Below are 23283 nucleotides of genomic sequence, written 5' to 3'. Positions count from 1 at the left end.
GGCACCTTGGCCGTCCGCTGGTCGTTCACACAACTACGGCCAGGGGCGGTACGGTTCGGTGTCGGACCGGTCATCGCGCCGGTCTGACACAGTTCCGATCGGCACGAGACGGAGTGCGCCGATATGCAGCATGCTGTGGGGGTGCCGCTGCCACCGCCTCACGGGGGTGCCGCTGGCTGGATCCCCCCGGCCCCGCAGGGACGGCCCGGTCCGGGACCGGTGCCCCAGGAGCCGCCCGTGCCCCCGCCGTGGCCCGCACCGCCGGGCGCGGTCCCCGGCCCTGCTCCGGCGGCCACCACCGGGCACTTCCCGCTGCCTCCGGCCGCCATGGCGCTGCCGTCGGCCCCCTCGTACGCGCCGGTGGCGGTGCTGCTCATCGGTCCGGCGGGGGCGGGGAAGACCACCGTCGCGCGGTACTGGGCCGACCACCGGGGTGCGGCCACCGCGCACATCAGCCTGGACGACGTGCGGGAGTGGGTGCGGTCCGGGTTCGCCGATCCCCAGTCCGGCTGGAACGAGCACTCCGAGGCGCAGTACCGGCTCGCCCGGCGGACCTGCGGGTTCTCCGCCCGTAACTTCCTGGCCAACGGCATCTCCTGCATCATCGACGACGCGGTCTTCCCGGACCGGCCGGTGGTCGGCCTCGGTGGCTGGAAACGCCACGTCGGGCCGGGGCTGCTGCCGGTGGTGCTGCTGCCGGGCCTGGAGGTCGTCCTGGCCCGCAACGCGGAGCGCACCGGCAACCGCCGCCTCTCCGACGAGGAGGTGGCCCGCATCCACGGCCGCATGGCGGGTTGGTACGGGTCGGGCCTGCCCATCATCGACAACTCCCAGCTGGACGTTCCGAGCACGGCGCAGGCGCTGGACCGGGTGGTCACCCGCACCCTCACCGGCCGTTAGATTGAGCGTTCGGTGCGCCTTCCCGGGCCGGGACGGCGAGCCGCGGGCCCCTTCGGGCCTCGGTCGGGTCCCGGGTGGGACCCGTCCGGACGTGGTCCGGAGGTCCGAACGGCGAGTGTTGCGTACGCTCGGCACATGTCCGAGGTGCACGCCGCCCGCCGGATGCGGCTACGGGAGCGGTGCGCGGCGGCCGGATCCGCCGCGGCGCTGGTTTCCCGACCCGCCAACATCCGCTATCTGACCGGTTGGGCTCCGTCCGGCGCCGTACTGATGCTGGCGCCGGCGGAGGACGTGCTGGTGCACCGCCGCCGGGCGTACGGGGAGCCGGGCGAGGGCACCCCGCCGGACGACCTGCGCCGGGTGACGCTGCCCGCGCCGGACGGCGACCCCGCGGTGGCCGCGGCGGACCTCGCTCCGGGCCTGGGCGCCGACAGCCTGGCGGTGGAGGAGCACCATCTGACCGTCGCCCGGCACCGGGCCATCGCCTCGGTCGCGCCGGGCCTGCGCCTGCTCGACCTGAGCCAGGCCGTCGAGCAGCTGCGGCTGGTCAAGGACGAGGAGGAGATCGCCTGTCTGCGGATCGCCGCCGAGATCACCGACCAGGCGCTGGGCGAGCTGCTGGAGTCCATCCTGGTCGGCCGCACCGAGCGGCATCTCGCACTGGAACTGGAGCGCAGGCTCGCCGACCACGGCGCGGACGGCCCCGCGTTCCCCACCTACGTCGGCACCGGCCCGCACTCCGGCGCCGCCCGGCACCGCCCCACCGACCGCCGGGTCGAGGAGGGCGACTTCCTCACCGTCTGCCTCGGCGCCTGCTACCGCGGCTACCGCTGCGAGGTCGGCCGAACCTTCGTCATCGGCGCCGCGCCCGCGAACTGGCAGATCGACCTGTACGACGTGGTGTTCGACGCCCAGCGCGCCGGCCGCGAGGCCCTGGCACCGGGCGCCGCCTGCCGGGAGGTGGACCTCGCGGCGCGGCGGGTGCTGGAGCGGGCGGGCCATGGCGAGGCCGCCGGATCGTGGACCGGACACGGCGTGGGACTCGAAATCGACGAGGACCCTCGGCTCACCCCCGCAGCCATGGGTAAACTGGACGCTTGTGTGCCGGTCACCGTCGAACCGGGGGTCCACTTCCCGGACCGGGGCGGTGTCCGGATCGACGACACACTCGTCGTACGCCCCACGGCGGACGGCGGGCCCGAGCTACTCACCATCACGACCAAGGAACTGCTCGCCTTGTAGCGGGCGCTTTCTGGTTTCCGATGCAGCACTCTCAGGAGATTCCGCGACCGTGGCCACCACGAACGACCTCAAGAACGGCATGGTGCTCAAGCTCGACGGCGACCAGCTCTGGTCCGTCGTCGAGTTCCAGCACGTCAAGCCGGGCAAGGGCCCTGCCTTCGTCCGTACCAAGCTCAAGAACGTGCTCTCCGGCAAGGTCGTCGACAAGACCTTCAACGCCGGCGTGAAGGTCGAGACGGCCACCGTCGACAAGCGCACGATGCAGTTCTCGTACATGGACGGCGAGTACTTCGTCTTCATGGACATGGACACCTACGACCAGCTGCACGTCGACCGCAAGTCGGTCGGTGACGCCGCCAACTTCCTGCTCGAAGGCTTCGAGGCCACCGTCGCCCAGCATGAGGGCGAGGTCCTCTACGTCGAGCTTCCGGCCGCCGTCGAGCTGACCGTCAAGCACACCGAGCCCGGCGTGCAGGGCGACCGTTCCACCGGCGGCACCAAGCCCGCCACCCTGGAGACCGACTACGAGATCCAGGTCCCGCTGTTCATCACCACCGGTGAGAAGATCAAGGTCGACACCCGCTCGGGTGACTACCTCGGCCGGGTGAACAGCTAACCGTGGCTGCCCGTACGAAGGCCCGAAAGCGCGCTTTCCAGATCCTCTTCGAGGCGGACCAGCGCGGTGCCGCGCCCAAGACCGTCATGGCGGACTGGATCCGGCTCGCCCGGACCGACGACCGGCAGCCGCCGGTCACCGAGTACACGATGCGGCTCGTCGAGGGGTACCAGGACCACGCGGCCCGGGTCGACGAGCTGATCGCCACCTACGCGGTGGGCTGGACCATGGACCGGATGCCCGCCGTGGACCGCAATGTGCTGCGGCTCGGCGCGTACGAGCTGCTCTGGGAGGACGAGATCCCGGACGCGGTCGTGCTGGACGAGGCGGTGCAGCTCGTCAAGGAGTTCTCCACCGACGAGTCGCCGTCCTTCGTCAACGGTCTGCTGGCCCGGCTGAAGGATCTCAAGCCGACGCTCCGCATCCAGTGACGCGTTGAACGAACCGAGAAGGCCCGGAACACTCACTGTTCCGGGCCTTCTGTACTGCTGTGCTCAGTGGGACGTTTCTGCACCACAGGTGCCGGATAGCACCGGTGGGGCTCAGCCCTCCTCGGGTTGCACCGCCCGACGCGCGTCGGCGTCCAGTACGCCCCAGCCGATCAGTTGCTCGGTGAGCACCGAGGGCGACTGGTCGTAGATGACGGCGAGGGTGCGCAGGTCGTCCTGGCGGATCGAGAGCACCTTGCCGTTGTAGTCGCCGCGCTGGCTCTGGATGGTCGCGGCGTACCGCTGGAGCGGACCCGCCTTCTCGGAGGGCACCTGGGCCAGCCGCTCAAGGTCGAGTACGAGCTTCGGCGGCGGCTCAGCGGCGCCACCGGGCGCGCTGCCGGGCAGCAGCTCCTGCACCGGGACCCCGTAGAAGTCGGCCAGCTCGGCAAGCCGCTGCACGGTCACCGCACGGTCGCCACGCTCGTAGGAGCCGACGACGACGGCCTTCCAGCGGCCCTGGGACTTCTCCTCAACGCCGTGGAGGGAGAGTCCCTGCTGCGTGCGGATCGCCCGGAGTTTCGCTCCGAGCTGTTTGGCGTAATCGCTGGACATAAGGCTCCCCGGATGGACACTTGGTAACTCACTGTGAGGTTACGCAGCGTAATTTGGCTTCGTCAAGCGGAACAGTTCCGGTTGACCCCCGGAAAAGGTCGCCCGCCCAGGCCTGGTACGGTTACTGCGTACCTCTGACGTCCTTTAATGCCCGTCCCGTGAGGCGGGGAAGGAGGTCTCACGACCCATGGTCGACGACCGCTCCACACCGGTGCGCCCAGTCCTGGAAGCGCCGGACATCGCACGGGTGCTCACCCGTATCGCCCACGAGATCGTCGAGCGCGCCAAGGGCGCCGACGACGTGGTGCTGCTCGGCATCCCGACCCGCGGGGTCTTCCTCGCCCGCAGGCTCGCCGACAAGCTCGCCGAGATCACCGGCCGCAAGACGCCGGTCGGCGCCCTCGACATCACCATGTACCGCGACGACCTGCGGCTCGGCCCGGCCCGCGCGCTCGCCCGCACCGACATCCCGGGCGACGGCATCGACGGGCGCCTGGTCGTCCTCGTCGACGACGTGCTGTTCTCCGGCCGCACCATCCGCGCGGCCCTCGACGCGCTCAACGACATCGGCCGCCCGCGCGCCGTGCAGCTCGCCGTGCTGGTCGACCGCGGCCACCGCCAGCTGCCGATCCGCGCCGACTACGTGGGCAAGAACCTGCCGACCTCGCTCCGCGAGACCGTCAAGGTCCAGCTGGCCGAGAACGACGGCCGGGACTGCGTTCTGCTGGGCGTCAAGCCCGGCTCGCACGACGAATAAGGGCACACCCGCCGCCGCGCCCGGACGCACCCGTACCGCCGGGCCCGCGCGCCCCGCAGCCCTGCCGCATATCCGTACATTCCGGAGTGAACCCGATGAAGCGCCACCTCATCTCGGCCGCCGACCTCACCCGTGACGACGCGCTACTGATCCTCGACACCGCGGAGGAGATGGCCCGCGTCGCCAACCGCCCGATCAAGAAGCTGCCCACGCTGCGCGGCCGTACCGTCGTCAACCTCTTCTTCGAGGACTCCACCCGCACCCGGATCTCCTTCGAAGCCGCCGCCAAACGGCTCTCGGCGGACGTCATCAACTTCTCCGCCAAGGGCTCCTCGGTCTCCAAGGGCGAGTCGCTGAAGGACACCGCGCTCACCCTGGAGGCGATGGGCGCCGACGCCGTCGTCATCCGGCACCACGCCTCCGGCGCCCCGCACCGCCTGGCCACCTCCGGCTGGATCAACGGCTCGGTGGTCAACGCGGGCGACGGCACCCATGAGCACCCCACCCAGGCCCTGCTGGACGCCTTCACCATGCGCCGCCACCTCGCCGGCGCCCCCGACGGCGGCCCCACCCACCACAAGGGCCCCGGCGACGGCACCGGACGCGACCTCGCCGGACGCCGGATCACCATCGTCGGCGACGTGCTGCACAGCCGGGTCGCCCGGTCCAACGTCCACCTGCTCAACACACTGGGGGCCGAGGTCACCCTGGTCGCGCCGCCCACCCTGCTGCCGATCGGGGTGGAGACCTGGCCCTGCGAGGTCAGCTACGACCTCGACTCCGTGCTCGCCAAGTCCGACGCCGTGATGATGCTGCGGGTGCAGAACGAGCGGATGAACGCCGCGTTCTTCCCCACCGAGCGCGAGTACGCCCGCCGCTACGGGCTGGACGCCACACGCATGGCCGCGCTGCCGGGGCACGCCATCGTGATGCACCCCGGCCCGATGAACCGCGGCATGGAGATCACCGCCGAGGTGGCCGACTCCGAGCGCTGCACCGCCGTCGAGCAGGTCGGCAATGGCGTGAGCGTCCGGATGGCCGTGCTCTACCTGCTGCTCGGCGGCAACGAGCCAGCCCTGTCCGAGAACCGCACCGAGGAGAACAAGTGACGACCAGCAAGACCCTGATCCGCGGCGCGAAGGTACTCGGCGGCGAACCGCAGGACGTGCTGATCGACGGCGAGACCATCGCAGCCGTCGGCAGCGGGCTGGCCGCGGACGGCGCCACCGTCGTCGAGGCGGACGGCAAGGTGCTGCTGCCGGGCCTGGTCGACCTGCACACCCATCTGCGCGAGCCCGGCCGTGAGGACTCCGAGACGGTGCTGACCGGCACCCGCGCCGCCGCCGTCGGCGGCTACACCGCCGTGCACGCCATGGCCAACACCTTCCCGGTGGCCGACACCGCCGGTGTGGTGGAGCAGGTCTGGCGGCTCGGCAGGGAGTCCGGCTACTGCGACGTACAGCCGGTCGGCGCGGTCACCGTCGGCCTTGAGGGCAAGAAGCTCGCCGAACTGGGCGCGATGCACGACTCCGCGGCGGGGGTGCGGGTCTTCTCCGACGACGGCAAGTGCGTGGACGACGCCGTGATCATGCGGCGCGCCCTGGAGTACGTGAAGGCCTTCGACGGCGTCATCGCCCAGCACGCGCAGGAACCCCGGCTCACCGAGGGCGCCCAGATGAACGAGGGCACCGTCTCCGCCGAACTCGGCCTGCGCGGCTGGCCCGCGGTCGCCGAGGAGTCGATCATCGCCCGTGACGTGCTGCTCGCCGCGCACGTCGGCTCCCGGGTGCACATCTGCCACCTGTCCACCGCCGGTTCGGTGGAGCTGGTGCGCTGGGCGAAGTCCAAGGGCTGGCAGGTCACCGCCGAGGTCACCCCGCACCACCTGCTGCTCACCGACGAGTTGGTGCGCTCGTACAACCCGGTCTACAAGGTGAACCCGCCGCTGCGCACCGAGGCCGACGTGATGGCGCTGCGCGAGGCACTGGCGGACGGGACGATCGACTGCGTCGCCACCGACCACGCCCCGCACCCGCACGAGGACAAGGACTGCGAGTGGTCCGCCGCCGCCATGGGCATGATCGGCCTGGAGACCGCGCTGTCCGTCGTCCAGCACACGATGGTCGACACCGGACTGCTGGACTGGGCCCAGGTCGCCGACCGGATGTCGTTCCGCCCGGCGGCCATCGGACGCCTCGACGGCCACGGCCGGCCGATCGCCGCCGGTGAGCCCGCCAACCTCACGCTGGTCGATCCGGCATACCGTGGTGTGGTGAACCCCGCCGGCTTCGCCTCCCGCAGCCGCAACACCCCGTACCAGGGGCTTCAGCTGCCGGGTCAGGTGACCGCCACCTTCCTGCGGGGCAAGGCGACGGTCATGGACGGGAAGCTCACGTGAACGCGACAACGTACGTAACGCAGGCCGCTGACAAGCACTCCGCGCAGGTCACCGACCTCGGCGACCGGCTGCTGTGGGTCCTCGCGCTGCTGGCCCTCATCGCCCTCGTCTACTGGCTGATGTGGCGCGCCTGGCACAAGCGGGCCGCCCGCCAGTCGGACCTGCCCGAGCTGCCGACGATCCCGGCCGACCTCGGCGAAGGCGGCGAGCCGCCGCTGCTGGCCCACCCGTCGCCCACCACCACCCTCAACGGAGGCGGCGAGCCGCCGCTGCTGGCCCACCCGTCGCCCACCACCACCCTCAACGGAGGCGGCGAGCCGCCGCTGCTGACCATGTCCGGCCGCTACCACGCCAGCACCACCGCCGGTGACTGGCTGGACCGGATCGCCGCGCGCGGCCTGGGCACCCGCAGCCTGGTCGAGCTGACCCTCACCGAGCAGGGCGTGGCGGTACGCCGACCGGCCGCCGCCGACTTCTTCATCCCGGCCGAGGCGCTGCGCGGCGCCCGGCTGGACAAGGGCATCGCGGGCAAGGTCGTCCCCGACGGAGGGCTGCTGGTGATCACCTGGCAGCACGGCGACCGGCTGATCGACTCCGGCTTCCGCTCCGAGCACCCCGCCGAGCACCCCGCGTGGGTCACCGCACTGAGCAACCTGAACACGAGCAAGGAAGGCGCACGATGACCACCTCCACCAGGGGAGACCGGATCCCCGCCGTACTCGTCCTGGAGGACGGCCGCACCTTCCGCGGCCGTGCCTACGGGGCGGTGGGGGAGACCTTCGGTGAGGCGGTGTTCTCCACCGGCATGACCGGCTACCAGGAGACGCTGACCGACCCCTCGTACCACCGCCAGGTCGTGGTCATGACCGCGCCGCACGTGGGCAACACCGGCGTCAACGACGAGGACCCGGAGTCCAAGCGCATCTGGGTCTCCGGCTATGTGGTCCGCGACCCGGCCCGGGTCTCCTCCAACTGGCGCGCCCAGCGCTCCCTCGACGAGGAACTGACCGCCCAGGGCGTGGTCGGCATCAGCGGCATCGACACCCGCGCGCTCACCCGGCACCTGCGTGAGCGCGGCGCGATGCGGGTCGGCATCTTCTCCGGCCAGGCGATCGCCGACGAAGCGGTTCTGCTGGCCAAGGTGCAGGCGTCCCCGCAGATGAAGGGCGCCGACCTGGCCGCCGAGGTGGCCACCACCGAGCCGTACGTCATCCCGGCGGTCGGCACCAGGAAGCTCACCGTCGCCGCCGTCGACCTCGGCATCAAGGCGATGACCCCGCAGCGGATGGCCGAACGCGGCATCGAGGTGCACGTACTGCCCGCCACCGCCACGCTCGACGACATCTACGCGGTGCGCCCGGACGGCGTGTTCTTCTCCAACGGCCCGGGTGACCCGGCCACCGCCGACCACCAGATGACCGTACTGCGGGGCGTGTTGGAGCGCGGTACGCCGTTCTTCGGCATCTGCTTCGGCAACCAGATCCTCGGCCGGGCGCTCGGCTTCGGCACGTACAAGCTCAAGTACGGTCACCGCGGCATCAACCAGCCGGTGCAGGACCGTTCCACCGGCAAGGTCGAGGTGACCGCGCACAACCACGGCTTCGCCGTGGACGCGCCGCTCGACCGCGACTCCGAGACCCCGTACGGGCGGGTGAGGGTCTCCCACGTGTGCCTCAACGACGATGTCGTCGAGGGCCTGGAGTGCCTCGACACCCCCGCGTTCAGCGTCCAGTACCACCCCGAAGCAGCCGCAGGTCCGCACGACGCCGCCTACCTGTTCGACCGCTTCGTCTCCCTGATGGAGGGCCAGCGTGCCTAAGCGCACCGACATCCAGTCCGTCCTGGTCATCGGCTCCGGCCCGATCGTCATCGGCCAGGCGGCCGAGTTCGACTACTCCGGAACCCAGGCCTGCCGGGTGCTCAAGTCCGAGGGCCTGCGGGTCATCCTGGTCAACTCCAACCCGGCGACGATCATGACCGACCCGGAGATCGCCGACGCCACCTATGTGGAGCCGATCACCCCGGAGTTCGTCGAGAAGATCATCGCCAAGGAGCGTCCGGACGCGCTGCTGCCCACCCTGGGTGGCCAGACGGCGCTGAACACCGCCATCTCCCTGCACGAGCAGGGGGTGTTGGACAAGTACGGCGTCGAGTTGATCGGCGCGAACGTCGAGGCGATCCACAAGGGCGAGGACCGCGACCAGTTCAAGACCGTCGTCGAGGCGGTCAACGCCAAGATCGGTCACGGTGAGTCCGCCCGCTCGGTGATCTGCCACACCATGGAGGAGGTGCTGGCCGGTGTCGAGCGGCTCGGCGGCTACCCGGTGGTGGTGCGCCCGTCGTTCACCATGGGCGGCGCCGGTTCCGGCTTCGCGCACGACGAGGACGAGCTGCGCCGGATCGCCGGTCAGGGGCTGACGCTCTCGCCGACCACCGAGGTGCTCCTCGAGGAGTCCATCCTGGGGTGGAAGGAGTACGAGCTGGAGCTGATGCGCGACAAGCACGACAACGTCGTGGTCGTCTGCTCCATCGAGAACTTCGACCCGATGGGCGTGCACACCGGCGACTCCATCACCGTCGCCCCGGCGATGACGCTCACCGACCGCGAGTACCAGATCCTGCGGGACGTCGGCATCGCCGTCATCCGCGAGGTCGGCGTCGACACCGGTGGCTGCAACATCCAGTTCGCCGTCAACCCGGAGGACGGCCGGGTCATCGTCATCGAGATGAACCCGCGGGTCTCCCGCTCCTCGGCGCTGGCCTCCAAGGCTACCGGCTTCCCGATCGCCAAGATCGCCGCCCGGCTGGCCATCGGCTACACCCTGGACGAGATCCCCAACGACATCACCGAGCAGACCCCGGCGTCCTTCGAGCCGACGCTGGACTACGTGGTCGTCAAGGTGCCGCGGTTCGCGTTCGAGAAGTTCCCGGCCGCCGACGCCACGCTGACCACCACCATGAAGTCGGTGGGCGAGGCGATGGCGATCGGCCGCAACTTCCCCGAGGCGCTGAACAAGGCGCTGCGGTCGCTGGAGAAGAAGGGCTCGCAGTTCAGCTTCGTCGGCGACCCGGGCGACAAGGGCCAACTGCTGGCCGCCGCCCGGCTTCCCACCGACGGCCGGATCAACACCGTGATGCGGGCGATCCGGGCCGGCGCCACCGCGCGCGAGGTGTTCGAGGCGACCCGCATCGACCCGTGGTTCGTCGACCAGCTCTTCCTGATCAAGGAGATCGCCGACGAACTCGCCGCCGCCGACCGGCTGGGCCCCGAGCTGCTGGCCGAGGCCAAGCGGTACGGGTTCTCCGACGCCCAGATCGCCGAGATCCGCGGCCTGCGCGAGGAGGTCGTGCGCGAGGTACGGCACACCCTCGGCGTGCGCCCGGTCTACAAGACGGTCGACACCTGCGCCGCCGAGTTCGCCGCCAAGACCCCGTACTTCTACTCGTCCTACGACGAGGAGTCCGAGGTCGCCCCGCGCGAGAAGCCCGCGGTGATCATCCTGGGGTCCGGGCCCAACCGCATCGGCCAGGGCATCGAGTTCGACTACTCCTGCGTCCACGCCTCGTTCGCGCTGTCCGCGGCGGGCTACGAGACCGTGATGGTCAACTGCAACCCGGAGACGGTCTCCACCGACTACGACACCTCCGACCGGCTGTACTTCGAGCCGCTGACGTTGGAGGACGTGCTGGAGATCGTCCACGCCGAGCAGCAGGCGGGCCCGATCGCCGGTGTCATCGTGCAGTTGGGCGGCCAGACCCCGCTGGGCCTGGCGCAGGCGCTGAAGGACAACGGCGTGCCCATCGTGGGCACTTCACCGGAAGCGATCCATCTCGCCGAGGACCGCGGCGCGTTCGGCCGGGTGCTCACCGAGGCCGGACTGCCCGCGCCGAAGCACGGCACCGCCACCACCTTCGAGCAGGCCAAGGCCATCGCCGACGAGATCGGCTACCCGGTGCTGGTCCGCCCCTCGTACGTGCTCGGCGGCCGGGGCATGGAGATCGTCTACGACGAGGCGCGGCTGTCCGCGTACATCGCCGAGTCCACCGAGATCAGCCCGGACCGGCCGGTGCTGGTCGACCGGTTCCTCGACGACGCCATCGAGATCGACGTCGACGCGCTCTACGACGGCACCGAGCTGTACCTCGGCGGTGTGATGGAGCACATCGAGGAGGCCGGAATCCACTCCGGCGACTCCGCGTGCGCACTGCCGCCGATGACGCTGGGCGGCTACGACATCAAGCGGCTGCGCGCCTCAACCGAGGCCATCGCCAAGGGCGTTGGGGTCCGCGGGCTGATCAACATCCAGTTCGCGCTGGCCGGGGACATCCTCTACGTCCTGGAGGCCAACCCGCGCGCCTCGCGCACCGTCCCGTTCACCTCCAAGGCGACCGCGGTACCGCTGGCCAAGGCAGCCGCCCGGATCTCGCTGGGCGCCACCATCGCCGAACTGCGCGCCGAGGGCATCCTGCCCAGCAGCGGCGACGGCGGCACCCTGCCGCTGGACGCGCCCATCTCCGTCAAGGAAGCGGTGCTGCCGTGGTCCCGGTTCCGGGACGCCTCCGGACGCGGGGTGGACACCATCCTCGGCCCGGAGATGCGCTCCACCGGCGAGGTCATGGGCATCGACGCGGTCTTCGGCACCGCCTACGCCAAGTCCCAGGCCGCCGCCTACGGCGCGCTGCCCACCAAGGGGCGGGCGTTCATCTCGATCGCCAACCGCGACAAGCGGGCCATGATCTTCCCGGCCCGCGCGCTGGTCGACCACGGCTTCGAGCTGCTGGCCACCTCCGGCACCGCCGAGGTGCTGCGGCGCAACGGCATCGAGGCCACCGTGGTGCGCAAGCAGAGCGAGGGCACCGGACCGAACGGCGAGCCCACGATCGTGCAGCTCATCCATGACGCCCGGGTCGACCTGATCGTCAACACCCCCTACGGCACCGGCGGCCGCCTCGACGGCTACGACATCCGTACCGCCGCGGTCGCCCGCGGCGTGCCCTGCCTGACCACCGTGCAGGCACTGGCCGCGGCCGTACAGGGCATCGACGCCCTGGGCGGCGACGAGGTCGGCGTACGGTCGCTGCAGGAGCACGCGGCGCATCTGACCGCGGCCCGCGCGAAGTAGCCGAACGCCGGGGTCGTGCCCCCGTGCCGTCCTCGCGGCACGGGGGCACAACCCCGGCACGCGCAGCCGCAACCTCCAACTCCCGCCCCACCGGCCGCAGTTGCCCAACCGCAGAAGGCCCGCTCCCATGTACCCCCTGTTCTTCAGACTCTTCTTCACCCGGCTCGACCCGGAGCGGGCGCACCATCTGGCCTTCGGCTGGATCCGCGGCGTAGCGCGGATCCCGGTGCTCCGTACGTTCGTCGCCGCCGCGCTCGCGCCGCGCCACCCGCAGTTGCGCACCGAGGTGTTCGGCAGGCGGATGCACGGGCCGTTCGGGCTCGCCGCCGGGTTCGACAAGAACGCGACCGGCATCGACGGCATGGCGATGCTCGGCTTCGACCACGTCGAGATCGGCACCGTCACCGCCCAGCCGCAGCCCGGCAACCCCAAGAAGCGGCTGTTCCGGCTGGTCAAGGACCGCGCCCTGATCAACCGGATGGGTTTCAACAACGACGGCTCGGCCGCCGTCGCCGCCCGGCTGGCCGCCCGCAAGGCGGTCTTCAAGCCGGTGCTCGGCGTCAACATCGGCAAGACCAAGGTCGTCCCCGAGGCGGAGGCCGTCGCCGACTACGTGACGTCCACCGAGCGGCTGGCCCGGTACGCCGACTACCTCGTGGTCAACGTCTCCTCGCCCAACACCCCCGGACTGCGCGACCTGCAGGCCGTCGAGCACCTGCGCCCGCTGCTCAGCGCGGTGCGCCAGGCCGCCGACCGCACCGTCACCGACCGGCGGGTACCGCTGCTGGTGAAGATCGCACCCGACCTGGCGGACGAGGACATCGACGCGGTCGCCGACCTCGCGGTCGAACTCGGCCTGGACGGCATCATCGCCACCAACACCACGATCGGCCGGGAAGGGCTGAAGACCGACTCGGCGACCGTCGAGGCCATCGGCGCGGGCGGGCTGTCCGGCGCGCCGCTCAAGGCCCGCTCGCTTGAGGTGCTGCGCAGGCTCTACGCGCGGGTCGGCGACCGGATCACGCTGGTCGGCGTCGGGGGCATCGAGACCGCGGACGACGCCTGGGAGCGGATCCTGGCGGGCGCCTCGCTGGTCCAGGGCTACAGCGCCTTCATCTACCAGGGCCCCTTCTGGTGCCGGGCGATCCACAAGGGACTGGCCGAACGCCTCAAGGCCAGTCCGTACCCCACCCTCGCCGCCGCTGTCGGCGCCGACGTCAAGGAGCAGTCCGAATGACCCTCGAACCGTTCGGCGCCCGGCTGCGGCGCGCCATGGACACCCGTGGCCCGCTGTGCGTGGGGATCGACCCGCACGCCTCCCTGCTGGAGGCGTGGGGCCTGGCCGACGACCCGGCGGGCCTGGAGCGCTTCTGCCGGACCGCGGTGGAGGCGCTGGCCGACCGGGTGGCGGTGCTCAAGCCGCAGTCCGCGTTCTTCGAGCGGTTCGGCTCGCGGGGGGTCGCGGTGCTGGAGCGCACGGTGGCCGACGCGCGGGCGGCTGGCGCGCTGGTGCTGATGGACGCCAAGCGCGGTGACATCGGCTCCACCATGGCCGCGTACGCCGCCACCTATCTCGACCCGGCGAGCCCGCTGTTCAGCGACGCGGTGACGGTCAGCCCGTACCTGGGCTTCGGGTCGCTGCGCCCCGCGGTGGACCTGGCCCGTGCCTCCGGCACCGGAATCTTCGCGCTGGCGCTCACCTCGAACCCGGAGGGCGCCGAGGTGCAGCGGGCGACCGGCGCGGACGGCAGCACGGTGGCCGCGACGGTTCTCGGCCATCTGCGCGCGCAGAACGCGGGCGAGCAGCCGCTGGGCTCGTTCGGCGCGGTCGTCGGCGCGACCCTGGGCGCGACGGTCGCCGAGGCCGGGATCGACCTCGACACCGGCGGGCCGCTGCTCGCCCCCGGCATCGGCGCGCAGGGCGCGACCCCCGCGGATCTGCCCGCGGTCTTCGGATCCGCGCTGCGCAACGTGCTGCCGAGCGTCAGCCGGGACGTGCTGCGGCACGGGCCGGACACCGCGGCGCTGCGCGCGGCGGCCGAGCGGATCACCGGCGAGGTACGGACGGTGGTGGGCGGCTGAGGGCGAAGGGGGCGGAACGTGGCCTCACGGATACCCAACGCAGTCATAGGCAGACAAGCCCTGTCCGATATGCCCGAAAAGTACCGCGAGATCAAGTCTGACCTGGACTTTTCGCCTGTTCTCGCTGACGGGAGCGGGTTCGCCCGCTAGTCTCCGACAGGAGAACGCAAGGAAGCGCGTTGCTCGTTGCTCTGTAGGTGTGGAGCAACTAGGTTCCTCACCGGTCCGTATCCGACAGTTCTACATCCGAGGTGACGTAGGCGTGGCTCTACCGCCCCTTACCCCTGAACAGCGCGCTGCCGCGCTAGAGAAGGCCGCCGCGGCTCGCCGGGAGCGCGCCGAGGTCAAGAATCGTCTCAAGCACTCCGGGGCCTCCCTCCACGAGGTCATCAAGCAGGGGCAGGAGAACGATGTCATCGGCAAGATGAAGGTTTCCGCGCTGCTCGAGTCCCTGCCCGGCGTGGGCAAGGTCCGCGCCAAGCAGCTCATGGAGCGGCTCGGCATCTCCGAGAGCCGTCGGGTGCGGGGTCTCGGCTCCAACCAGATCGCCGCTCTGGAGCGTGAGTTCGGCAGCACCGGCGCCTGACGTTCAACCGGCGTTTTCCGCATGGCCGGGGAACCGGGATAATCGCTCCATGAGCGATGCGGTCCCCCGGGGGGAAACCCCCGAACCCCCGGCCAGGCAACCCCGGCTGACCGTGCTCTCCGGCCCCTCCGGGGTCGGCAAGAGCACGGTCGTCGGCTACCTGCGCAAGGTCCACCCCGAAGTCTGGCTGTCGGTCTCGGTCACCACCCGCAAGCCCCGCCCGGGCGAACGGGACGGCGTGCAGTACCACTTCGTCGACGATGACCAGTTCGACAAGCTGATCGCCAACGGCGAACTGCTGGAGTGGGCGGAGTTCGCGGGCAACCGCTACGGGACCCCGCGCCAGGCCGTGCTGGAACACCTCGAAGCCGGTGTTCCGGTACTGCTTGAGATCGATCTCCAGGGTGCCCGGCAGGTCCGGCAGACCATGCCGGAGGCCCGGCTGGTCTTCCTCGCCCCGCCGAGCTGGGAGGAACTGGTCCGCCGGCTCACCGGCCGCGGCACCGAGTCGCCCGAGGTGATCGAGCGGCGACTGTCCGTGGCCCGGGTGGAACTCGCCGCGGAGTCCGAGTTCGACGTCACCCTGGTCAACACCTCAGTCGAGGACGTCGTCCGCGAACTGCTAGCCTTGATGACGGTCCGCTGAGCCGGGCTGAGCTGGGGCGGCTCGCGAGATCCGCTCCAGAAGGTCTCCATCAGGGTCCCCGCCAGAGGATCTAAACCACAAAGAGGGATAGGTAGAGAGTGTCCTCTTCCATCGCCACGCCCGAGGGCATCATCAACCCGCCGATCGACGAGCTGCTCGAAGCCACCGACTCGAAGTACAGCCTGGTGATCTACGCGGCCAAGCGTGCCCGCCAGATCAACGCGTACTACTCGCAGCTCGGTGAGGGCCTGCTGGAGTACGTCGGCCCGCTCGTGGACACCCACGTGCACGAGAAGCCGCTGTCGATCGCGCTGCGCGAGATCAACGCGGGTCTGCTGACCTCCGAGGCCGTCGACACGCCGGCCCACTGACAGCACAGGCAACACCGACACCAGGCCCGGCGGCGCAGCTGCCGGGCCTGTCGTCTGATCCGGGGCGGGTCTCCGGCGGGCGCAGTATGGAGACGGGTATCCGTTCGGCCGGGAGAGGTGTATGGGCAGGCCACAGGTCGTCCTGGGGGTGAGCGGCGGCATCGCCGCGTACAAGGCGTGCGAACTCCTGCGGCGGTTGACCGAGTCCGGGCACGACGTGCGCGTGGTGCCCACCGACTCGGCGCTGCACTTCGTGGGGGAGGCCACCTGGGCCGCGCTGTCCGGCAACCCGGTCTCCACCCGCGTCTGGGACGCCGTGAGCGAGGTCCCGCACGTACGGATCGGCCAGCACGCCGACCTCGTCGTGGTCGCCCCGGCCACCGCCGACATGCTCGCCAAGGCCGCCCACGGCCTCGCCGACGACCTGCTCACCAACACCCTGCTCACCGCCCGCTGCCCGGTGGTCTTCGCCCCCGCCATGCACACCGAGATGTGGGAGCACCCCGCCACCCAGGAGAACGTCGCCACCCTGCGCCGTCGCGGCGCGGTCGTGATCGAACCGGCCGTCGGACGGCTCACCGGCGTGGACACCGGCAAGGGGCGGCTGCCCGAGCCCGGCGAGATCTTCGAGGTCTGCCAGCGGGTACTGGCCCGGGGCGCGGCGGCCGCCGCCGACCTGGCCGGACGGCATGTGGTGATCAGCGCCGGAGGCACCCGCGAGCCGCTGGACCCGGTGCGCTTCCTGGGCAACCGCTCCTCCGGCAAGCAGGGCTACGCCCTCGCCCGTACCGCCGTGGCCCGCGGCGCGCGGGTCACCCTGGTCGTCGCCAACACCGGGCTCGCCGACCCGGCCGGGGCGGACGTGGTCCGCGTCGAGACCGCCCAGCAGCTGCACGAGGCGGTCTTCAAGGCCGCGGCCGACGCCGACGCGGTGGTGATGGCGGCGGCGGTCGCCGACTTCCGGCCCGCACGGTACGCCGCGGGCAAGATCAAGAAGAAGGACGGCGAGGAACCCGCACCGCTGGAGCTGGTGCGCAATCCGGACATCCTCGCCGAGCTGTCCGCGGCCCGCCCGAAGCCCGGCCAGGTCGTGGTGGGCTTCGCCGCCGAAACCGACGACGTTCTGGCGAACGGCCTCGCCAAACTCACTCGTAAGGGTTGCGATCTGCTGGTCGTCAACGAGGTCGGCGAGCACAAGACCTTCGGCTCCGAGCAGAACGAGGCCGTGGTGCTCGCCCCTGACGGCACCCGGACCCCGGTGCCGTACGGTCCCAAGGAGGCGCTCGCCGACGTGGTGTGGGACCTGGTGCTCCAGCGCTGGTGAGGCGTTGGGTGGGGCCCCGGTGGGCCGCGCCACGCCGAGGTGGGCGGGCCGACGGGTGAACGTGCTGTGGCGGAGCGGTCAACTCCGCCCGGAATTCTCCCGTCCGGTGAGCGTTGGGGCGTATCGTCATGGCGTTCGGGAGAGTGTCGCAGGTCACGATGGATACAAAGATCCGGATACCGCGCCTATTTCCTCGACACGACCGATAAACTGGCGGTGGTCCGACGGGCGCAGCCCCGGTCGGACCGCCCGTATCAGCCAGCAGCCGCTGCAACCCCAGGGAGCGATGTGTCCCGCCGCCTGTTCACCTCGGAGTCGGTTACCGAGGGTCACCCTGACAAGATCGCTGACCAGATCAGCGACACGATCCTCGACGCCCTGCTGAAGGAGGACCCGACCTCCCGCGTCGCCGTCGAGACGTTGATCACCACCGGTCTGGTGCACGTCGCCGGGGAGGTGACGACCAAGGGCTACGCCGACGTGGCGACCCTGGTCCGCAACACCGTCCTCGGGATCGGTTACGACAGCTCGAAGAAGGGCTTCGACGGCGCCTCCTGTGGCGTGTCGGTGTCCATTGGCGCGCAGTCCCCGGACATCGCCCAGGGTGTCGACTCCGCGTACGAGAACCGGGTCGAGGGCGACGACGACGAGCTGGACCGGCAGGGCGCCGGTGACCAGGGCCTGATGTTCGGGTACGCGTGCGACGAGACCCCCGAGCTGATGCCGCTGCCGATCACGCTGGCGCACCGGCTGTCCAAGCGCCTTACCGACGTCCGCAAGAACGGCACCATCCCCTACCTGCGTCCGGACGGCAAGACCCAGGTCACCATCGAGTACGACGGCGACAAGGCGGTCCGCCTGGACACCGTCGTCGTCTCCTCGCAGCACGCCTCCGACATCGACCTCGACTCGCTGCTGGCCCCCGACATCCGGGAGTTCGTGGTCGAGCCGGAGCTGAAGGCCCTGCTGGACTCCGGCATCAAGCTGGACACCGACGGCTACCGCCTGCTGGTCAACCCCACCGGCCGTTTCGAGATCGGTGGCCCGATGGGTGACGCGGGCCTGACCGGCCGCAAGATCATCATCGACACCTACGGCGGCATGTCCCGGCACGGCGGCGGCGCCTTCTCCGGCAAGGACCCGTCCAAGGTGGACCGCTCGGCCGCCTACGCGATGCGCTGGGTCGCCAAGAACGTGGTGGCCGCGGGCCTCGCCTCGCGCTGCGAGGTCCAGGTCGCCTACGCGATCGGCAAGGCCGAACCGGTCGGCCTGTTCGTGGAGACCTTCGGCACCGCCAAGGTCGACGTGGAGAAGATCGAGCACGCCATCGGCGAGGTCTTCGACCTGCGCCCGGCCGCCATCATCCGCGACCTCGACCTGCTCCGCCCGATCTACGCCCAGACCGCCGCCTACGGCCACTTCGGCCGCGAGCTGCCGGACTTCACCTGGGAGCGCACCGACCGCGTGGACGAACTCCGCGCGGCCGTGGGGCTGTAAGCAGCCGCCGCCCGAACCACGCCGCGGCCCCGGACCATCGCGGTCCGGGGCCGCACCGCGTCCGGCGGGCATTGTCGTACCCGTCTGGTAGTTATGAGGACGTGAGCAGCGAGAACGAGCGCCCGGAGCAGGGCCCGACGGGTGGGGCCGGGGAGCAGCTCGCGCTGATCCGGGAGACGGTGCGCAAGGCCGAGGAGCCGCGGGCCAAGCCGCGTAGCTGGCGCGCGGCGAAGCTGGCGTCGGGGTTGCCGGTGGCCCGGGTGCTGGTGGACAAGGGGCTGATCCACCTCGACCAGTTCTTCGACTACTCGGTGCCCGAGCCGATGGACGAGCAGGCCCAGCCGGGCGTGCGGGTCCGGGTGCGGTTCGGCGCCCGGGTGGTCAGGGGCCGCCGGGAAGGCGGGGAGCTGCACGACGGGTTCGTCGTGGCCCGGCTCCCCGAGAGCGACTACCGCGGACCGCTCGCGCCGTTGGCCCAAGTGCTGTCCCCGGAACCGGTGTTGGGCCCGGAACTGCTGCGGCTGTGCCGGGCGGTGGCCGACCGGTACGCGGGAGCGCTGGCCGATGTGGTGCAGTTGGCGGTGCCGCCCAGGCACGCCCGCGCGGAGAGCCGGGCGGTTCCGCAAGCGCCCGCACCGCCCGCGAAGCCCGACCCCGGTAGCTGGGCGCGGTACGCCACCGGACCCGGCTTCCTGGACGCGCTCGCCACCGGGGCCAACCCGCGCGCGGTGTGGACCGCGTTGCCGGGACCGCACTGGCCCGACGAACTCGCCCGTGCTCTCGCCGCCACGCTGGCCTCCGGGCGCGGCGCGCTGGCGGTGCTGCCCGACGGCCGGGCGGTGGCCCGGGTCGACGCCGCCCTCACCGCGCTGCTGGGGGAGGGCCACCATGTCGTGCTCACCGCCGACAGCGGCCCCGAGGAGCGGTACCGGCGATGGCTCGCCGTCAACCGGGGCGCGGTGCGCGGCGTCATCGGCACCCGCGCCGCGATGTTCGCCCCCGTGGCCGACCTCGGCCTCGTCGCGCTGTGGGACGACGGCGACTCCAGCCACGCCGAACCACACGCGCCGCAGCCGCACGCCCGCGACGTCCTGCTGCTGCGCGCCACCGACGAGCAGGCCGCCTTCCTGCTCGGCGGTCTCTCGGTGACCGCCGAGGGCGCCCAACTCGTCGACAGCCGTTGGGCGTTGCCGCTCACCGCACCCCGGGAGCAGGTGCGCGCCGCCGCGCCACTGGTGCGTACCGTCGGCGACGGGGACCAGGCGCGGGACGCGGCGGCGCGTGCCGCCCGGCTGCCCAGCCTGGCCTGGCAGGTCACCCGGGACGCGCTGCTGCGCGGACCGGTGCTGGTGCAGGTGCCGCGCCGTGGCTATGTGCCCCGGCTGGCCTGTGAACGCTGCCGCGAACCCGCCCGCTGCGCCCGGTGCGCCGGACCGTTGGAGCTGGCCGAGTCAGGGGCGCTGCACTGCGCGTGGTGTGGTCGGCCGGAGGCCGCCTGGCACTGCCGGGAGTGCGCCGGAACCCGGCTGCGCGCCCAGGTGGTCGGCGCCCGGCGCACCGCCGACGAGTTGGGCCGCGCCTTCCCCAAGGTGCCGGTGCGTACCTCAGGGCGGGACGCGGTGCTGGCCCGGGTTCCGGACCAGCCCGCGCTGGTCATCTGCACGCCGGGCGCGGAACCGGTGGCGGACGGCGGCTACGCGGCGGCGCTGCTGCTCGACGGCTGGGCGCTGCTGAACCGCCCCGACCTACGCGCGGGCGAGGAGGCGCTGCGCCGCTGGCTGACCGCCGCCGCGCTGGTCCGCCCGGCCGCCGAGGGCGGCACGGTGGTGGTGCTCGCCGAGCCCGGGCTGCGCCCGGTGCAGGCGCTGGTGCGCTGGGACCCGGCCGGGTACGCGGTACGGGAACTGGCGGAGCGGGCGGAGCTGGGCTTTCCGCCGGTGTCCCGGATGGCGTCGGTGACCGGCACCGCGGCGGCGGTCAGCGATCTGCTGGAGAACGCCCAACTACCGGACGACACCGACCGGTTGGGCCCGGTTCCGGTCCCGGTCGCGCCACCCGGCCGCCCGAGGCGGATGGCGGACCCGCCGCCCGGCGAGCGGTGGGAGCGGATGCTGCTGCGGGTGCCGCCGGGCAGCGGCGGCTCGCTGGCCACGGCGCTCAAGACGGCCCAGGTGGCGCGGATGGCCCGTAAGCACTTCGAACCCGTTCGGGTGCGGATGGATCCGCCGGACATCGGCTGAACCGCCCCGGCGTGTCGGCGTCGTGGGGCGGCGTGCCGTCGGTCGTCAGCCGTTGCGCGGCCCCGGCAGCGCGCCGGGGAACGCCTCGTCCCGTAGCGCCGGACCGCCGGACGGCGCCGCGCCCATCGGCACCGAGCGCGCGGCCGGAACCGTACGGGTGGCGCTGGCGCCGGTACCGCGCTCGTCCTCGCCGCCCGTCGCCGCGGCCCGGCGGGTGCCGTAGCGGCGGTGTACGGCCTGTTTGGTCACCCCGAGCGCCGACCCCACCGCGTCCCAGGAGAACCCCAGCGACCGGTCGAAGTCGACGGCCGCGGTGACCAGGGTCTCAACGCTGTCCCGCAGTTCCTGTGCGAGCCGTACGGTTGGCGCCGGGGCCCGGCCGTAAACGACGAATCCGGCGGCGGGTCCGCTGCGCCTCGGGCGGTAGACATTGCCCAACTGGGCGGTGAGGGTGCGCAGCGCGTCCACCTGCCGGCGGACCCGCTCGATGTCCCGCACGAGAAGGTGCAGACTGGCCCGTGCCTGGGCGTCGTGGGTTGCGTGGTCGGCCATGAACAAGCCTCTCGAACCGGCGATGCTGTGAGTGTGTCGGGTTGCGAACGGGCCGCTCGCGACCCGTTTTCGGTCAATCTGTCTTGACCAACGCGTCACCGGCCCATCGGGTCACGCTCCAGGAGCGTGAGTGGACACGGAAGAGGCGCACGTCATTCCGTACGCCCCCGAATCCGCCGGTGCGCCGACGCCCATAGACTGGGAGGCCGCTTGAGTTGCCCGCCGACGGGAGTCCGCCCTGTGTCCGTGATGCCGATCCATCTTTTCGGCGATCCGGTGCTGCGCATGAAGGCGCAGCCGGTCACCGTCTTCGACAAGGAACTGCGCACGCTCGTCAAGGACCTCACCGACACCATGCTCGACGCGCCGGGCGCGGGCCTGGCGGCGCCCCAACTCGGCGTGTCCCTGCGGGTGTTCACCTACCATGTGGACGGCGAACTCGGGCATCTGGTCAACCCCGACCTGACGCTCACCGACGAGGAGCAGGACGGCCCCGAGGGCTGTCTGTCGCTGCCCGGCCTGCGGTTCGACTGCAAGCGGGCGTACGGAGTGGTCGCCAAGGGCTTCAACATGTACGGCGATCCGGTCACCGTCCAGGGCACCCAACTGCTCGCCCGCTGCATCCAGCACGAGACCGACCACCTCGACGGCATCATCTTCATCGACCGGCTCGACCCCGAGCAGCGCAAGGCGGCGATGAAGGCCATCCGGGAGGCCGAATGGGCGGGCGAGCCCGCGCCGCAGGTCCGGATCTCCCCGCACAGCACGTTCGGCCGGGCCCGCTGACCTTCCCGTTCCACGCTCCTCCCCGAAAGGCACCGCACCCCGATGAGGCTTGTCTTCGCCGGCACCCCCGAAGTCGCCGTCCCCGCGCTGGAGGCGCTGCTGGCGTCCGAGCGGCACGAGGTGGCCGCCGTCGTCACCCGGCCCGACGCCCCCGCGGGCCGCGGCCGCAAGCTGGTGGCCAGCCCGGTCGCGCAGCGCGCGCAGGAGGCCGGGATCGAGGTGCTCAAGCCGAACCGGCCGCGCGACGAGGACTTCCTCGACCGGCTGCGGGAGATCGCCCCCGACTGCTGCCCGGTCGTGGCGTACGGCGCCCTGCTGCCCAAGGCGGCGCTCGACATCCCCGCGCACGGCTGGGTCAACCTGCACTTCTCGCTGCTGCCCGCGTGGCGCGGCGCGGCCCCGGTGCAGCACGCCGTGCTGGCGGGCGACGAGGTGACCGGGGCGTCCACCTTCCAGATCGAGGAGGGGCTGGACTCCGGCCCGGTCTACGGCGTGATCACCGAGACGGTGCGTCCCGACGACACCAGCGGCGCGCTGCTGGACCGGCTGGCCCGCTCCGGCGCCGGACTGCTGGCGGCCACCATGGACGGCATCGAGGACGGCACGCTGAAGCCCCGGCCGCAGCCCACCGAGGGCGTCACGCTGGCCCCGAAGATCACCGTTGACGACGCCCGCGTCGACTGGACCGCGCCCGCGCTGCGGGTGGACCGGGTGGTCCGGGCCTGCACGCCCGCGCCCGGGGCGTGGACCCTGTTCCACGGTGAGCGGCTCAAGCTCGCGGCGCCGGTGAGACCGCTGCCGGACCGCACCGATCTCCGGCTCGCGCCGGGGGAGTTGGCGGTGACCAAGTCCGCGGTGTACGCGGGCACCGGCTCGTATCCGGTGGAGCTGACGGAGGTGCGGCCGCAGGGCAAGAAGCGGATGGCCGCCGCCGACTGGGCGCGCGGCGTCCGGATCGCTTCCGGGGAACGGTTCGACGCCTGACGCCGCGGCGGGTGCGGGGGCGCGGGGCGGTTTCCGGGCTGGCGCCGACCCTGTGGCCTGCTCGTATGGCCGTCAGGCCGTAGGCTGGGGACGCCCGCCGGACAGGTGGGCCGCAGACAGCTGATTCCGGAGCACC

General features: G+C 71.6%; 22 protein-coding genes. 20 read left to right on the top strand and 2 right to left on the bottom strand.

Annotated features, from left to right (window positions below):
• The first annotated feature begins 123 nt into the window (after positions 1 to 123).
• The 4 genes from NON19_RS19800 (at position 124) to nusB (ending at position 3189) form a co-directional block, all read left to right on the top strand.
• Entirely contained in the window at positions 124 to 900 is a 777-nt protein-coding gene (locus NON19_RS19800) for an AAA family ATPase (protein WP_255929908.1), read from the top strand.
• A gap of 135 nt (positions 901 to 1035) precedes the next feature.
• A complete protein-coding gene (locus NON19_RS19795; RefSeq protein WP_255929907.1) occupies positions 1036 to 2142 on the top strand; it encodes an aminopeptidase P family protein in 1107 nt (368 codons plus the stop codon).
• Positions 2143 to 2191: 49 nt separating this feature from the next.
• Complete coding sequence (gene efp, locus NON19_RS19790; RefSeq protein ID WP_255929905.1) at positions 2192 to 2758, top strand: elongation factor P; 567 nt, start codon at positions 2192 to 2194, stop codon at positions 2756 to 2758.
• Positions 2759 to 2760: 2 nt separating this feature from the next.
• Positions 2761 to 3189: a transcription antitermination factor NusB gene (nusB, locus tag NON19_RS19785; RefSeq protein ID WP_255929903.1), complete on the top strand. Its 429-nt coding sequence runs from the start codon at positions 2761 to 2763 to the stop codon at positions 3187 to 3189.
• Positions 3190 to 3300: 111 nt separating this feature from the next.
• Here the strand turns inward: nusB and bldD are convergent, their stop codons facing one another.
• Positions 3301 to 3801 (bottom strand): transcriptional regulator BldD, encoded by a 501-nt coding sequence (bldD, locus tag NON19_RS19780; protein WP_255929900.1) that lies wholly within the window; start codon positions 3799 to 3801, stop codon positions 3301 to 3303.
• A 187-nt stretch (positions 3802 to 3988) separates the two neighbouring features.
• On the opposite strand from bldD, the gene pyrR reads away from it, so the two are divergent.
• The 14 genes from pyrR to NON19_RS19710 all read left to right on the top strand — a co-directional run bounded on the left by pyrR (position 3989) and on the right by NON19_RS19710 (position 20825).
• Positions 3989 to 4558: a bifunctional pyr operon transcriptional regulator/uracil phosphoribosyltransferase PyrR gene (pyrR, locus tag NON19_RS19775; RefSeq protein ID WP_255929899.1), complete on the top strand. Its 570-nt coding sequence runs from the start codon at positions 3989 to 3991 to the stop codon at positions 4556 to 4558.
• Positions 4559 to 4653: 95 nt separating this feature from the next.
• Entirely contained in the window at positions 4654 to 5667 is a 1014-nt protein-coding gene (locus tag NON19_RS19770; RefSeq protein ID WP_255929898.1) for an aspartate carbamoyltransferase catalytic subunit, read from the top strand.
• Positions 5664 to 6956: a dihydroorotase gene (locus NON19_RS19765; protein ID WP_255929897.1), complete on the top strand. Its 1293-nt coding sequence runs from the start codon at positions 5664 to 5666 to the stop codon at positions 6954 to 6956. The genes NON19_RS19770 and NON19_RS19765 overlap by 4 nt, the downstream gene beginning before the upstream one ends.
• The gene (locus NON19_RS19760) at positions 6953 to 7639 is read left to right on the top strand and encodes a PH-like domain-containing protein (protein ID WP_255929896.1); all 687 of its coding nucleotides are present in this window, start codon (positions 6953 to 6955) and stop codon (positions 7637 to 7639) included. Before NON19_RS19765 ends, NON19_RS19760 begins: the two co-directional genes overlap by 4 nt.
• A complete protein-coding gene (gene carA / locus NON19_RS19755) occupies positions 7636 to 8775 on the top strand; it encodes a glutamine-hydrolyzing carbamoyl-phosphate synthase small subunit (RefSeq protein ID WP_255929895.1) in 1140 nt (379 codons plus the stop codon). Before NON19_RS19760 ends, carA begins: the two co-directional genes overlap by 4 nt.
• Positions 8768 to 12079: a carbamoyl-phosphate synthase large subunit gene (gene carB / locus NON19_RS19750; protein ID WP_255929894.1), complete on the top strand. Its 3312-nt coding sequence runs from the start codon at positions 8768 to 8770 to the stop codon at positions 12077 to 12079. The genes carA and carB overlap by 8 nt, the downstream gene beginning before the upstream one ends.
• Before the next feature lie 127 nt (positions 12080 to 12206).
• Positions 12207 to 13316: a quinone-dependent dihydroorotate dehydrogenase gene (locus NON19_RS19745; RefSeq protein ID WP_255929893.1), complete on the top strand. Its 1110-nt coding sequence runs from the start codon at positions 12207 to 12209 to the stop codon at positions 13314 to 13316.
• Positions 13313 to 14161: an orotidine-5'-phosphate decarboxylase gene (pyrF, locus tag NON19_RS19740; RefSeq protein ID WP_255929892.1), complete on the top strand. Its 849-nt coding sequence runs from the start codon at positions 13313 to 13315 to the stop codon at positions 14159 to 14161. The genes NON19_RS19745 and pyrF overlap by 4 nt, the downstream gene beginning before the upstream one ends.
• A gap of 262 nt (positions 14162 to 14423) precedes the next feature.
• Positions 14424 to 14747 (top strand): integration host factor, encoded by a 324-nt coding sequence (locus NON19_RS19735; RefSeq protein ID WP_255929890.1) that lies wholly within the window; start codon positions 14424 to 14426, stop codon positions 14745 to 14747.
• Positions 14748 to 14796: 49 nt separating this feature from the next.
• A complete protein-coding gene (gmk, locus tag NON19_RS19730) occupies positions 14797 to 15393 on the top strand; it encodes a guanylate kinase (RefSeq protein ID WP_255929888.1) in 597 nt (198 codons plus the stop codon).
• Between the two features lie 98 nt (positions 15394 to 15491).
• The gene (rpoZ, locus tag NON19_RS19725) at positions 15492 to 15764 is read left to right on the top strand and encodes a DNA-directed RNA polymerase subunit omega (RefSeq protein WP_255929886.1); all 273 of its coding nucleotides are present in this window, start codon (positions 15492 to 15494) and stop codon (positions 15762 to 15764) included.
• Between the two features lie 121 nt (positions 15765 to 15885).
• The gene (coaBC, locus tag NON19_RS19720; RefSeq protein ID WP_255929884.1) at positions 15886 to 17088 is read left to right on the top strand and encodes a bifunctional phosphopantothenoylcysteine decarboxylase/phosphopantothenate--cysteine ligase CoaBC; all 1203 of its coding nucleotides are present in this window, start codon (positions 15886 to 15888) and stop codon (positions 17086 to 17088) included.
• A gap of 288 nt (positions 17089 to 17376) precedes the next feature.
• Positions 17377 to 18585, top strand: coding sequence for a methionine adenosyltransferase (gene metK, locus NON19_RS19715; protein ID WP_255929882.1), 1209 nt, complete (start codon positions 17377 to 17379; stop codon positions 18583 to 18585).
• Between the two features lie 101 nt (positions 18586 to 18686).
• Entirely contained in the window at positions 18687 to 20825 is a 2139-nt protein-coding gene (locus tag NON19_RS19710) for a primosomal protein N' (protein ID WP_255929881.1), read from the top strand.
• A gap of 45 nt (positions 20826 to 20870) precedes the next feature.
• On the opposite strand, the gene NON19_RS19705 is transcribed toward NON19_RS19710, so the two are convergent.
• Positions 20871 to 21377 (bottom strand): hypothetical protein, encoded by a 507-nt coding sequence (locus NON19_RS19705; protein WP_255929880.1) that lies wholly within the window; start codon positions 21375 to 21377, stop codon positions 20871 to 20873.
• Between the two features lie 240 nt (positions 21378 to 21617).
• Here NON19_RS19705 and def point away from each other — a divergent pair, with 240 nt between their 5' ends.
• Together def and fmt are read left to right on the top strand one after the other, a co-directional pair.
• Positions 21618 to 22163, top strand: coding sequence for a peptide deformylase (gene def / locus NON19_RS19700; protein WP_255929879.1), 546 nt, complete (start codon positions 21618 to 21620; stop codon positions 22161 to 22163).
• Between the two features lie 42 nt (positions 22164 to 22205).
• A complete protein-coding gene (gene fmt / locus NON19_RS19695; protein WP_255929878.1) occupies positions 22206 to 23147 on the top strand; it encodes a methionyl-tRNA formyltransferase in 942 nt (313 codons plus the stop codon).
• Positions 23148 to 23283 lie beyond the last annotated feature (136 nt).

This window comes from Streptantibioticus rubrisoli, from assembly GCF_024436055.1.
GTDB classification, from domain to species: domain Bacteria; phylum Actinomycetota; class Actinomycetes; order Streptomycetales; family Streptomycetaceae; genus Streptantibioticus_A; species Streptantibioticus_A rubrisoli.
This window is presented reverse-complemented; position numbering and strand designations above follow the sequence as displayed.